The sequence below is a fragment of the Pseudomonas putida genome, from assembly GCF_028682395.1.
GTDB lineage: Bacteria > Pseudomonadota > Gammaproteobacteria > Pseudomonadales > Pseudomonadaceae > Aquipseudomonas > Aquipseudomonas putida_AB.
The window spans coordinates 171,290-185,014 of sequence record NZ_JANHLC010000011.1; the positions used below are offsets into that span (position 1 = coordinate 171,290).

Genomic DNA, 13,725 nt, shown 5'->3' on the forward strand with positions numbered 1-13,725 from the left:
ATCAGCTATCCGCCAGCAGCAGGCACTCGGTCATGGCCCGCACCAGATGATTCTTCACCGTCGTGACCGAGACCCCGAGACGTTCGGCCACTGCCGCATAGGTCTGCCCGTCCAGCTGTACCGACAGAAAAATCTCCCGGGTACGCTTGCCCAATTCGTCCAGCAGGCTGTCGACCGCCACCAGCATCTCGAGAATGGACAAGCGCACCTCAGGTGACACTTCGACCGGTTCAGGCTTCTGCGCCAAGGCGAACAGATATGCGTGTTCAATCGCCCGTCGCCGCGACTTGTCGATCAACAGCGAGCGCGCAATTGCACTCAAGTAACCCCGCGGCTCTCGGATCGGCGCAGCATTACGCGCCGTCATGACCCGCACGAAGGTGTCCTGGGCCAAATCCGCCGCATCGGCCGAATTGCCCAAACGACTGCGCAACCAGCCTTTCAGCCAACCGTTGTGTTCGGAGTAAAGCTGGTGGAGTGCCAGAGGCTCGAGCGCGGACATAGGGGGCCGTTAAATATGCAAATGGTAATTGATCGCATTATTTCGGGCAAAGGCGGTTCGTGCAAGAGGCATTGCGCCAATAAGGTGGCCGGAGGGCGCTCAATGCGCAGGGCAAAACAAACAGCAGCATCGCCCACTTAACCTTGCGAGGTGCCCGATTTAATGCGCCTATCCAGTAAGCAAAAAAGGCCCATCCCGCCGACCATTCCGATGGCAAAGATCGCACCATCGCTGGAGCCGCTGCCCAGCAGGACAATCGCAGGGCCGGGGCAAATGCCCGCCAGCCCCCAGCCGATCCCGAAGAGCACTGCGCCCAGCAACAGGCGCCTATCGACAGCCACCGGCAGGCGCACCAACGCGCCACGGCGCCCGGCAATGGCGAATGCCAGCGCGGCCACCAACACCGCCCCGCCCATGACAAACGCCAGCGAAGGGTCCCAAAGGCCAGTGATATCCAGAAAACCGAGGACTTTGTGCGGGTCAGTCATGCCGGAAAGGATCAACCCCAGGCCAAACACCAGGCCCGATATGCCTGCAATCAGGTTTCTCATAGCGCACCTCCCAGCAGATGCCGCGTCACGTAGACCGTCGCGACGCCTGCCAGCATGAAGGTCAGCGTCGCGGCCCACGAGCGGCGCGAATGCCGGGCCAACCCGCAGATACCGTGCCCACTGGTGCAGCCACTGCCCAACCGCGTGCCGAAACCGACCAACACGCCCGACAGCAGCAACAACGGCCAGGCGGTCTCGATATGCACGGGCGAACGCTCGCTGAACAGTGCATAGACCGAGGGCGCCAGCAGCAGCCCAAAAACAAATGCCCCGCGCCAGAGCCAATCCCCCGGCTCGCGACGTAACAGCCCACCAAGAATACCGCTGACGCCAGCGATCCTGCCGGCTCCCAGCAAAAGCACCGCGCAGGCCAGGCCAATCAGCAGTCCGCCCAACAGCCCGGTTAGCCAGGTGAAATGTGTCCAGTCGATTGTCATCTCGTACTCTCTGGAGCCTCGAAGTTACTGGCTCGCGCCAGCCCCCCAATGGCATGGCGGGCGGAACATGAGCCGTACGGTTCAATATTCATTATTACAATATATTATTTATAATAATGTATGCCCACCCTGCTCCGTCAATAGCCGGGCCGGGAACCCTTGACCCGCATCAACGTCCGGATTGCGTCGGCATCGACACCGCGTCGGCGGCAGTTTTTTTTCAGAAATGAAAATGTTTTTCTTATACTGTGCAGCTCCTATCCGCTTACCGGGGCTTTCACGGACACATGGATATTCAGCTGATGCGTCAGGCAGCCACGGAGGCTGCAACCGTCCTTCGTTCTCTCAGCCACCCGGATCGCCTGATGCTCCTTTGCCAATTGAGCCAGGGCGAACGCTCTGTCGGTGAACTGGAAGAGCTGCTGGGCATCCAGCAACCCAATCTGTCCCAGCAATTGGGCGTGTTGCGTGCCGAAGGGTTGGTCGATACCCGCCGCGAGGGCAAACGCATTTTCTATTCGGTCAAAGACCCCAAGGCCCTGCAATTGCTCGGCACGCTCTACGCCCTTTACTGCCCCCAACCCTGATTTCCCTGCAATCCCCTCTCACCAAAGCCAATGGCACCGTGCCATATCACTTATTCTTTTTAGGGATATAAATAGCATTTAATATTATTGTTAAACATTATGTATTTTATTTAATAGTTAGCTCCGAGACGGCCAAGACCGGTCATATTCTTAGGAGCAGACACCATGAAATCCACAGCACTCTTCGCTTCACTGGTCGCCTTGGGCGGGGCGATCAGCAGCCAGGCCAGCGCTACCAATGGCTACTTCGTACACGGCTACGGCATCAAGGCCCAGGGCCAGGCCGGGGTCAGCATTGCCCAACCCCAGGACGCCCTCGCGGCCGCCAACAACCCGGCAGGCACGGTCTGGATCGGCAATCGGCTCGATATCGGCGCTACGTTGTTCTCACCTGATCGCAGCGCCGAAATCGAAGGCAACGCAGCGGGCGCCAATGGCAAGTACGACGCCAATCAGAAAAAATATTTCCTGCTGCCGGAGATTGGCTACAGCAAGCAACTCAATGAGCGCCTGGGGGTGGGCGTCGCGGTCTACGGTAATGGCGGCATGAACACCGATTACAAGCACAACCCCTACGGCGCCTTCGGCAACACCGGCAGCGCTGGCGTAGATCTGGCCCAGCTGTTCATCACGCCCTCGATTGCCTACAAATTTACCGAGCGCCAGTCCATCGGCGTGGGGGTCAACTTTGTCTATCAGCGCTTTGCCGCCAAAGGCCTGGGCGCCTTCGCCAACCCGGTGTTTTCCAGCGACCCGGACCACCTCAACGACCGTGACCACGACACCTCCACTGGTTGGGGCCTACGCCTGGGCTGGCAGGGCCAGTTGACCGACGACCTGACGCTGGGGCTGGCCTGGTCTTCGAAGATCAAGGCCCGGGAATTTGATCGCTATGCCGGTCTGTTCGCCGATGGCGGTAGCTTCGATATCCCGGAAAACTATGGCGCCGGCCTGTCCTATAAGCTCACTCCGGCCCTGACCGTGGCCGCCGATGTGCAGCACATCAAGTACGGCAGCGTGCGCTCGATCGCCAATAAATTCGATCTGAGCCAGGTGTTTGCCGGAGACAATTTCGGCGCCAAAAATGGCCCGGGGTTTGGCTGGCAGGACGTAACGGTCTACAAGCTCGCCGCCAGCTACGCGTTGACGCCTACGCTGACCCTGCGCGGCGGCTTCAGCCATGCCGACCAACCAGTGCAACGGAGACAGACGTTCCTGAACATCCTTGCGCCCGGCGTGATTCGCGACCACCTGAGCGTTGGCCTGACTTGGGCCGTCTCGCCCGAGGGCGAATTGAGCCTGGCCTATACCCATGGCTTCGAGGAAACCGTTAAAGGCAACGGCTCCATTTCCGCGGCATTCGGCGGCGGCGAAGCCAATCTGAAGATGAGCCAGGACATCCTCGGCGTTGCCTACGCCTGGAAGTTCTAAGCCCGCAACATCTGCTCGCCCGAAGACGCGCCCTACGCCCTGACGGCATCCGGCCCCTGCGCCACCAGCAGCCCCCACTCCCAACCGCTTAACCACGGCCCCGTCGCCGCGCGCATCCCTTTGGCCGAAATTCGGCCGAAGCGGACCGCTGCGGCCTGACGCTGCCGTTTCCGCCGGCAGCGCCAAGGCGGTTTGAATACGAGGAACACCCGATGAACAGGATTTACCGAACGCTCTGGAATCGCACACTGGGGCTCACCCAAGTGGTCTGCGAGCAGGCCCGGGGCGCCCGTAAAGCCGGTAGCGCCCAGTTGCTCACAGGCCTTGGGCTCAGTGCCCTGCTGAGCTCGCCGCTGGTACAGGCACTGCCCGAAAACGGCAGCGCCGACAGCCTGGCCGGCACTCAGTCGCTGGCACTGGACACGGCCCTCGACTGGAGCTTGGCCGGCGCCTGGGCAAGCACTACCGCCCGCAGCGTCGACGTCGGCGCCGACGGCTCGCTGAAACTGAGCGGAGCAATCAGCGGCACTGGCGCCTTGAGCAAGTCGGGCGCCGGCACGCTGCTCCTGTCCGGAGCCAATACCTTCTCGGGCGCGACCACCGTTACCGGCGGCACACTTGTGGCCGCCAGCAACAGTGCGTTGGGCACCAGCGCCGGGACCGTAACCGTCAATGGCACGCTGTCACGCCTGGAGGTCGCGAGCGGCGTGACGCTGAGCAACCAGACCCTCGACCTGAAAAACGGTGCCATGCTGCTCAACAACGGCACGATCAACAACACCCTGACCTCGACCAACTCCTACGGCGTAGGCGGCACCGGTGCACAGGGCAACGTCGAGAACCATGGGCAGATCCGTGGGACGCGCGCCGGCGTAGGCCTGGCCGGTAACAGTACGACCAAGGAAATCAGTGTCAGCAACAGCGGAGAAACCGCCTCGATTATCGGCGCCGTAACCCCTGGCGGCGGCAGCACCGGCAATGGCATTACCCTCTCGGGCGGCTCGGCGGCCTTGCAGATCACCGGCACCATCAGCAACCGCGATGGCGCGAAGATCAGCGGCAATACCGGCGGCTACGGCATCCAGAGCACCGACTTTGTCACCACCCATATCCTCAACAGTGGTGGTGCGAGTATCAGTGGCGGTACCGCAGCCGTGAGCCTGGGCGGACGCAACAGCAGCCTGGGCAATACCGACGGCGCCAAGGTCAACAGCACAGGCAGCACCGTCGTCGAATTGAAGAATGGCGGCCGTGTCGAGAACGATGGCCTGGGCAGCGATATCGTCAACCAGGGCACCTCCGGCGGCGGAACAGGCATCAATATCGCGGGCTATGCCGGCGAGGTCATCAACAGCAACGGTGCGCTGATCAAGGGCGGCATGGTGTCCGGTGTTGGCGTCAGCCTGCTCTCGGGCAGCGTGCAAAACACCGGCGGGGCCAGCATCGAAAGTGGCGGCACGGCCGTGCGCATCAGCAACAGTACAACGACCGCGACACTGCTCAACGAGCAGAGTCGCATCACCTCAGCCACCGCCGCGGCCGTCTCCATTGCCGGCGTCGGCCAGGTGGAAAACCGCGAGGGCGTGATCCAGGGCTGGACCCGTGGCCTTACCCTGGGAGCCGGCGGCTCGGTACTTAACCAGGGCAAGAACAGCGTCATCAGTGCCGTGCGCAATGACCGCCTGGAACCACCGGTGGCAGCCTTCGGCGACAGCATTCGTGTTACTGGCATCAGCGTGACCGGCGGCGCCGGGACGGTGGAGAATCTCGATGGCGCCACGGTCTATGGCTATACCCGGGGGATCTGGCTGGAAAAAGGCGGCAGTGTCCTCAACGCCGGCGCGGGCAGCCGCATTGAGGGCGAGCGCAATTTCGGCGTCGTGATCAGTGGCGGCACAGCGCAGTTGGAAAACCGCGATGGCGCAGTGATCACCGGCGGCGTGACCAGCAGTTCCGCGAATGGCGCCAGCGCGGTCGTGGCGTTTGGCGCCGGCGGCGACCTGCTCAACCAGGGGCCGGGCAGCGCCATCACCGGCAATGCCGACTTCGGCGTACTGATCCAGTGCAGCTCCGGCTGCAGCTCCAGCAACCTGTACAACCTCGATGGTGCACTGATTTCCGGCGGACGCTACGGGGTTTTCCTCACCACCGACGTGCCCCAGTACACACTGCCCAACGGCAAGACCAGCACCTTGAATCCGCAAGGTGCCAACTACGCCCTGCAACTGGTCAACAGCGGCGCCGGCAGCCTGATCTCATCGGGGTACGGGGTTTATACCTCCTCCAGCCTGGCGTCCATCTACAACCTCGATGGCGCACAGATCCAGGGCACGGTACAGGCCGTCAACCTGGCAGGCGGTGGCCTGCTGATCAATGATCGCAGCAGCCGCATCATCGGCGGCAGCGAAGGGGCGGTGCTGTCTTCCGGGGCAGCCATCACCCTGCATAACGAAGGCAGCATCTCCGGGAAAGTCGAACTGTCCGGCAACTATGCCAATACGGTTTACCTGCATGAAGGCTCGACCCTGCTCGGTGATCTGGATATTGGCGCCAACAGCGCCTCGCAGTTGATTCTCAGCGGCGACGAGCGTCAACGCTACTCCGACGCGGTCAGTGGCAGCACCCTGTTCAACGGCACACTGCTCAAGCAGGGCAACGGGACCTGGAACCTCGACAGCACCCTCAACCACCACGGCGACACGCTGATCGAGCAGGGAACCCTGGCGGTCAATGGCTCAATCGCCCACTCCGCCGTGACCGTGCGCGACGGCGCACGGCTGGGTGGCAATGGCACGGTCGGCGCCGCCCATATCGAAGCCGGCGGCACCCTCGCCCCGGGCAACTCGATTGGCAGCCTGACGGTCAATGGTGACCTGGTGCTCGACCCTGGCGCGACATTCAGCGTGGAGGTCGATGCCAACGGCAACGCCGACCAGGTCATTGTCAACGGCGGCACGGCCTATCTGAACGGCAGCAACCTGCAACTCTCGCTGCTCTCACCTACGGCCAACTACCGCGCCGGGGTGCAGAACGCCATCCTGACCGCCGACGCCATCAGCGGGACCTTCGGCCAGGTGCTGGGCAATCCCTTTGCCTTCCTCGACTTTTCCATGAACTACTCCGGTACCAGCGTAACGCAGGCCATTACGCGCAACAGCGTCCAGTTCGCCGACTTCGCCCAGACGCGCAATCAGCGGGCCGCCGCCGGAGCCCTGGACAGCCTGGGCAATGTCGACCTGTACAACCGCGTTTCAACCTTGACCGGCGACCAGGCACCCGCGGCGTTCGACAGCCTGTCCGGCGAGTTGCATGCCAGCCTCAATACCGCCCTGCTGCAAGACAGCCACGTGGTCCGCGAGGCCAGCCTGCAGCGCTCGACGACACAACGCGGAACCGGGCAGACGTTCGATAACGGCCTGACCCTGTGGACACAGGCATCGAACGCACAGGCGCGCCTCGACGGCAACCACAACGCGGCCAGCCTGAAGCATGAGCTCAACAGCCTGGTGCTGGGTGTCGATGGCCAAGCCGGCGACTGGACCCTGGGCGTACTCAGCGGCATCAGCGACGGCTCGCTGAACCTCGGGCGCCGCGACTCGTCCGCCGACACGACCGGCTACCAGTTGGGCGGTTATGCGAGCCGCCGCCTGGGTCCGCTGAACCTGCGCCTCGGTGCCAGCCAGGCGTGGTATGACATCGACAGCAAACGCGAGAGCTGGAGCAACGAACATCAACAACTCAAGGGGCGCTACAACGCGCGGGTCTCCCAGGCCTTCAGTGAAATCGGCTACCCCATCGAACAGGGCAACAGCCAATTGGAGCCGTTTGTCGAGCTGACCCAGGTCCAGGTGAAGTCCGATGGATTCCACGAAAAAGGTGGCGATAGCCGCCTGCAAGGCAAAAGCGCCAGCAATGACCTGACGCTCCTGGGTGTCGGCCTGCGCCACCGCTGGAAGCCGGCCGATTCGCGTTTCGAATGGTCGAGCAGCCTGGCCTGGCAACGTGCCGTGGGGCAGACCGACACGCACCGCACCCTGGCTTTCGACGGCAGCGAAACCTTCAAGGTCGCGGGGCTCGAGGTGCCGCGCGATGCACTCCAGGCCAGCGTGCAAGGCCGCCTGGCCCTGGCGCCTGGCTTACACGCCACCCTGGGCTACAACGGCGAACTGGGGAGCGATGGACAGGCCAATGCGCTGCAGGCAGGTCTCGACTTCAGCTTCTGAGCCGTTGGCATCGCTATCGCCGCACACGAAAACGCCCCGACTCAGCGGGGCGTTTTTTATCGGCGCATCAGCTCGACAGCCATTACCAGCTCGCCGGCAACCAGCCCAGCGCGCCGCAAATGGCATACGCCATGCTGCACAGATAGAGCACCACCACGGCCACCTGAATCGCCGGATGGGCAATCCAGCCACACTGCCAGGCCGGGGTAAGGTCGCCATTCTTGCGTGCCGAACGCAGCATCAGGATCGGCATGATCGACAGGATCACACCGCTGAACACACCCGCGAAATACAGGGCGCTGACAAAGCCGACCATACCGCTGTACGCCAGGATAAAGGGCGGAACGCAGACAATCGCCAGCACCATCAGGCGGGTCTTGGGGTTGCTCTCCGAACCCAGGCTCTGGAACTTGTCGAAGATGTTGGTCAGGAAGCTGCCACCCAGGCCCCAGTACGAGGTCATCATCGCGCACAGCGCAAAGGTGTTGGCGGTGTAGAACGCCCACTGCCCCAGCGCCTGCCCCCAGGCCAGGGTCGCCACTTCGCTCTGGTTTTCCAGGCCGGTCAGGGAGATCACCGACAACGGCACAATGGCCAGCAGGATAAAGGTGATGACCATGCCGGTAATCACCGCCACCGGCAGACGCTTGGGATCATGGGCAAAACCACGAGCCATTTCCGGCACCACGTACTGGGCCGAGAAACAGAAGACCGCAATATTGAACACCGGGATCATGTAGACCCAGTCACCGTCCAGCAGGCGGGCAAACTCGGTGTTTTCATTGATCAGAGTGGCAATCACCAGGACCAGGGTCATGCTGACCATGCCGATACTGATGAACTTCTCGCCCTTGCCGATGGCTTTCAGGCCGAGGTAGAGCACCAATGCTGCCGGCAGGAAGAACAACAGGCTACCCAACGCCGGGCTGATGCCAAAGAACGCGCTGAGGATCTTGCCGCTGCCGCTCATATAGGCAATCAACGCGCCGATGCTGTTGACCGCGACCGAGAGAAAGATTGCCCAGGCACCAAAGGAGCCGACATAGCGCTGCGCCAGGCCACTCAACTGATGATGGCGACGAGTACGCAGGGTGGTTTCCGAGACATAGAGCATGGAAATGGTGGTGAAAATACCGGCCACCGCCAGCCAGAACAGCAACGGCATGTAGCCGGCCTTACGGCTGGCATAGGCCATCGACAGCACGCCCGCACCGATATTGGTGCCGACAATCATTGCCACCGCCTCGACAAAGGTCAGACGTTTGACTTCCAGCCCGGATGACTCGCCAACGAGCTCCTGGCCAACGTCGCCGGAAACGGCATGGGGGGTATTGCTCATGAACACTTCTCGCTATTTATAGTTATTGCGGTATCCGCGCAGCGGTCGCTCTCAAGGTCGCTGCCTGTCAGCCCAAACTTCGAGCAGCGCGCAAAATATCACACACAATGTTCAAAATAATATCCAAGAGTGCTAGCCATTCGTCTTAAGCCCGCCACGAAGAAACATTCAGAAACCCTTATTTAGAGCGTTCCGCCGTAAATAGCCCGTCGATCCCGCTCGATTAGAGCGGGCGCGCACGCGATTCACGGCCCCTTACCCGTTCAAAAAAACACCCACTGCGCGAGCCCATCGCGAGCAAACTCGCACCCGCTCAAGGGCGCGTACAAGCGCGCCACATCCGGAATATTCGGAATGACCCCCTGATTTAATTTCGCTTGTACGACCCGATGTTTCCTCGCTTAGATAAGCCCCGCCAGCGACGCTCCCGACGACCGCGATGGTCACCTTCGAGCGCCCACCTCCAGCAGAGAAACGATCGCAATGAACCCAGCAGATTTCATCAGCCGCGATACGATAAGAGCCGATTTTTCCCGCGCCATGTCCGCGATGTATCGACATGAGGTACCGCTCTACGGGACGCTGATGAGCCTGGTTGCCCAGATCAACGCCCAGGTCATGGCCGAACGGCCGGACATCGCCCACCGCCTGGAAAGAACCGGGGAACTCCAGCGTCTGGACAGCGAGCGGCATGGTGCGATCCGGGTCGGCACGCCCACGGAACTGGCGACCCTGGCGCGGTTGTTCGCGGTGATGGGCATGGAGCCGGTGGGCTATTACGACCTCACGCCGGCCGGGGTGCCCGTGCACTCCACAGCCTTTCGCGCGGTCCATGAAAGCGCGTTGCACATCAGCCCGTTCCGGGTCTTCACCTCATTGCTGCGCCTGGAGGTCATCGAGCCCGCGTCACTGCGCGAATTGGCTAAAGCCACATTGGCCAAGCGCAACATCTTCACCCCCCGGCTGCTGGAACTGATCGAGCAGTGCGAAACACAGGGCGGACTGACCCCGGCCGAAGCCGAGGTGTTTGTCGCCCAGGCCCTGGAAACCTTTCGCTGGCACGACAGGGCCACCGTCACCCTGGCCCAGTACCAGCAACTGGCTGCACAACACCGGCTGATTGCCGATGTCGTGGCCTTTCGCGGCCCGCATATCAATCACCTGACGCCGCGCACCCTGGATATCGACCGAGTGCAGGCCGAAATGCCGCGCCAGGGCATCACCCCCAAGGCCGTGATCGAAGGACCGCCGTCGCGCCAGTGCCCAATCCTGTTGCGCCAGACCAGCTTCAAGGCACTCGACGAACCGATCAGTTTTATCGACCAACAGGGCAACGAGCGCGGCAGCCATTCGGCCCGTTTCGGTGAAATCGAACAACGCGGCGCCGCCCTCACACCCAAGGGGCGCGCGCTCTACGACCGTTTGCTCGACGCCTCGCGGCAAGCCCTGGGCGCTGCCCCCAACGAAGCCAATGCCGAGCGCTACAACGCCCTCCAGCAACAGCACTTCGCCGCCTTCCCCGACTCGCTGGCCGAAATGCGTGAGCAGGGCCTGGCCTACTTTCGTTATTTCGTCACGGACAAGGGCCTAGCCAATCACGGCACACCGTCGGCAACCGATCTGCAGGCGTTGATCGCAAACGGCAGGATTACCTTCGAGCCGCTGGTGTATGAAGACTTCCTGCCTGTCAGCGCGGCCGGCATTTTCCAATCCAACCTGGGCGATGACGCTCAGCGCTCATTTGCCACGCGCGCTAACCGGGAGAGCTTTGAGCACGCCCTTGGCCGCACCACCCTGGACGAACTCACACTCTATGCCGATACCCAGCGGCGCTCACTGGCCGAGTGCGCGGCAAAACTACGCTTGAAGGCACTGTCGGCTTGATGGAGCCACCCACATCTCTGTCGCGCCCCGGCTCAGGCCGCCTGAAACCGTACGGTTGACGGCGCCTGGGAGCTTCAACCGCGAGGGCGCTTCACCTGCATATCCGCTTATTTCGCCAGACCAGCATTGCGCTGGCCATCACTGCCGCCCCCCATCCCCGATACTGGCCCAGTCGCTTGAGCGTACAGATACCGGCTGGGGCAGAGACCAGGACCGGCCCGAGGATATCGAGGTCAACGCCATATTCGCGAAAAATGACACCGCAGCGATGTTTCAAAACATTCGTGGCCGCCACGTAACGCGGGACAAAAATCTGACGATCTTGGCGACGCTCGCGTCTACGGATTGGCGAGATCTGTCGAACAACGACACATAAGAATCCTCTTATTCTTATGAGCAATAGAGAATTCACTTACAACACTTGTGCAACCCGCTGACACCAGCATTCACGTAGTCCAGAAGGATTTTTCAATGTAGGAAAATATCCTTCCGCAATGTTTAGCCAAACACCATGACCTTGACCCCACGGTCAGCCCTCCTAGGATGCGCACCTGCAAACCCCGGCACTTCGCTATTAGCGTGCTTTCGCGGCGAAGCTCCAAGGCATTCCCAGCATCCAAGGACCTCCAATGCGACCTATCACCTTTCGAAAGACCCTTCTGGCCATGGCAATTACCGCGACGGCATTGCCGGCGTATGCCGCAACCATTGATATCGGCACCATCACGACAACACACGAGATAGCCGACCCAGCCAACAATGAACTCACCCAGTTGACCGGTAAGATCACCGGCGATATTAACAACGCGCTCTCCCTGGACACGCTCGTTACCAATGGCGAGCTCGAACTCGCCACCACCGTTGAGCTCGAGGGCGCTAACGTCAAAGCCGGTTTCATCATGGGCGCCACGGGACACACCAGCCTTAACGCCGGCGCCGACGCCGTCAAAGGCAACCTCACCCATAGCGGCAGCATTACCGTCAAGAACGACGATGCCGTCGCCCTTCATCTCGTCCAAGCGGTCCTCGAAGGCAACCTGAACAACACCGGCACCCTGGCCACCGAAGGGGCCAATACAATCGCCGTGTCCTTGGGGCGCGAGTCCTGGATCAAAGGCGATCTGCTCAACAACCAGACCGGCAAGATCATTGCTAACGGTCAAGGTGCCACGGGCATTGCATTCGACCAGGCCACCCTTGACGGCAAGCTTGTCAACCAGGGCACGATCTCGGCCACTGGCGACGGCGCTACGGCAATCTGGCTGAGCAATGGCGGAGCGATTAGCTCGGCCAACGGTAAGCTGAGCGGCCTTGAAAACACTGGCAAGTTGTTCACCGATGGCAAGGGGTCGTTCGCCCTGAATGTCGATGGCGCTCATTTCACCCAAGGTGATGACGTCGGCGCGCATATCCTCAATTCCGCCCATATCGAGGCGCAGGGGGGCACCGCCATTCGTATTGGCGAGTTTGTCTCGACCCTTGACGATGCGGCGTTGAACATCAGCAACAGCGGCACCCTGATCGGCACCACCGCGGCGCTCGATGCCACTGCCGCCACCGGCGCAGCCAAGCCAAAACAAGTCAACCTGACCCTGAACGATGGCAGCAAGGTCACCGGCCATCTGCTCGGGCTGACAACCCTGACGGTCACGGGCAATACGCAGTTCAACGGCCCGACCGATATCACCATGGCGAAAGACGGCAACATCCGTATCGGCACCGATGCCGATAATGCCGGCCATCTCTCCCTGGAACAGGCCCATAGCGTCTTCACTGGCAACCTGTCTGTAGCGGGCAACTCCTCGCTGGGCATGATCCTAAGCCCGGTCACTGACGCCGATAAAGCCGTGCTGACGGTCACCGGCACCGCTGCGTTCGCCGATGGTTCGCAGATCAAGCTGGGCGCCTCGGGCAACGATTTCACAGCCGACGGCAGCACCTACAAACTGATCAAAGCCGGCACCCTCGAAGACAACGGTCTGAGCGTGATCAGCAGCTCCGCCCTGCTCAATATCGACCTGTTCAAGGCCGAGAACAACGAAGTGCTGGCTCAGGTAACGACCAAGAGCGACGACCAGTTGGGCGACCTGATCAACAGCCAGGGTGGTAGCCACAACAGCCAGCAGGCACTGACCAGTTTCAGCCGCGATGGCCTGATGAGCCGCCTGAACGCCAACGACCCGCTCTACCAGGCGCTGGCCAATGCCGACGCCCAGCAGGTCGCCGCGATTGCTGAGCAGATGACCCCGCAAATCAATGGCGCCTCCCAGGCCGCCACAACTAGCCAGAGCCTGATCAGCAACACCAGCAGCGCTCGTACCAGCTCGACGCGCGGCCAGTCCTCGGGTGAAACCTTCACGCAGACCGGTGTCTGGGTTCAATCGCTGTACAGCGACGCCACCCAGGGCCAGCGTGACGGCATCGCCGGCTACAACGCCTACAGCCGCGGGATTGCCGTGGGTGCCGATGGCAAGGTCAGCGACCAACTGACCCTGGGCCTGGCGTACAGTTTCCTTAACACCGACGTCAACAGTAAGACTGGCAACAAAACCAAAGTCGATAGCCACGCGTTCACCCTGTACGGCGGCTTCGAGCAAGGCAACTACTTCGCCGACGCCAGCCTGACCTATGGCCTGAACGATAACGAAGGCCAGCGCAAAATCGCCGGTACCACGGCCAAGGCCGACTACGACAGCACCCTGCTGGGTCTGAACCTGAACGCCGGCTACACCTATCAACTGACCGAGCAGGTACTGGTTGAGCCACGCCTG

Annotated in this window: 9 protein-coding genes; 5 read left to right on the plus strand and 4 right to left on the minus strand. The window is 61.5% G+C overall.

The features are described 5' to 3' along the window. Position 1 precedes the first annotated feature (1 nt). From NPS46_RS22380 to NPS46_RS22390, 3 genes are all read right to left on the minus strand, one after another. Positions 2–502 carry a sigma-70 family RNA polymerase sigma factor gene (locus tag NPS46_RS22380; protein ID WP_274111088.1) on the minus strand — a complete coding sequence of 167 codons (501 nt, stop codon included), beginning with the start codon at positions 500–502 and terminating at the stop codon, positions 2–4. A gap of 137 nt (positions 503–639) precedes the next feature. After that, positions 640–1,053 (minus strand): DUF6691 family protein, encoded by a 414-nt coding sequence (locus tag NPS46_RS22385; protein ID WP_274111090.1) that lies wholly within the window; start codon positions 1,051–1,053, stop codon positions 640–642. Further along, a complete protein-coding gene (locus tag NPS46_RS22390; protein WP_274111093.1) occupies positions 1,050–1,490 on the minus strand; it encodes a YeeE/YedE family protein in 441 nt (146 codons plus the stop codon). The genes NPS46_RS22385 and NPS46_RS22390 overlap by 4 nt, the downstream gene beginning before the upstream one ends. A 287-nt stretch (positions 1,491–1,777) precedes the next feature. Here NPS46_RS22390 and NPS46_RS22395 point away from each other — a divergent pair, with 287 nt between their 5' ends. The 3 genes from NPS46_RS22395 (at position 1,778) to NPS46_RS22405 (ending at position 7,731) form a co-directional block, all read left to right on the plus strand. Beyond that, on the plus strand, positions 1,778–2,077 hold the full coding sequence (locus tag NPS46_RS22395) for an ArsR/SmtB family transcription factor (protein ID WP_274111095.1): 300 nt from the start codon (positions 1,778–1,780) through the stop codon (positions 2,075–2,077). 165 nt (positions 2,078–2,242) lie between these two features. After that, positions 2,243–3,508, plus strand: coding sequence for an OmpP1/FadL family transporter (locus NPS46_RS22400; RefSeq protein WP_274111097.1), 1,266 nt, complete (start codon positions 2,243–2,245; stop codon positions 3,506–3,508). Between the two features lie 212 nt (positions 3,509–3,720). Beyond that, positions 3,721–7,731: an autotransporter domain-containing protein gene (locus NPS46_RS22405; RefSeq protein WP_274111099.1), complete on the plus strand. Its 4,011-nt coding sequence runs from the start codon at positions 3,721–3,723 to the stop codon at positions 7,729–7,731. A gap of 82 nt (positions 7,732–7,813) precedes the next feature. Here NPS46_RS22405 and NPS46_RS22410 read toward each other — a convergent pair whose 3' ends face one another. Then, positions 7,814–9,070: an aromatic amino acid transport family protein gene (locus tag NPS46_RS22410; RefSeq protein ID WP_274111101.1), complete on the minus strand. Its 1,257-nt coding sequence runs from the start codon at positions 9,068–9,070 to the stop codon at positions 7,814–7,816. A 483-nt stretch (positions 9,071–9,553) separates the two neighbouring features. Between NPS46_RS22410 and hglS the strand changes: the two genes are divergently transcribed. After that, complete coding sequence (gene hglS, locus NPS46_RS22415) at positions 9,554–10,954, plus strand: 2-oxoadipate dioxygenase/decarboxylase HglS (protein WP_274111103.1); 1,401 nt, start codon at positions 9,554–9,556, stop codon at positions 10,952–10,954. A 629-nt stretch (positions 10,955–11,583) separates the two neighbouring features. After that, on the plus strand, positions 11,584–13,725 hold a 2,142-nt coding region (locus NPS46_RS22420; RefSeq protein ID WP_274111105.1), incomplete at its 3' end, for an autotransporter outer membrane beta-barrel domain-containing protein.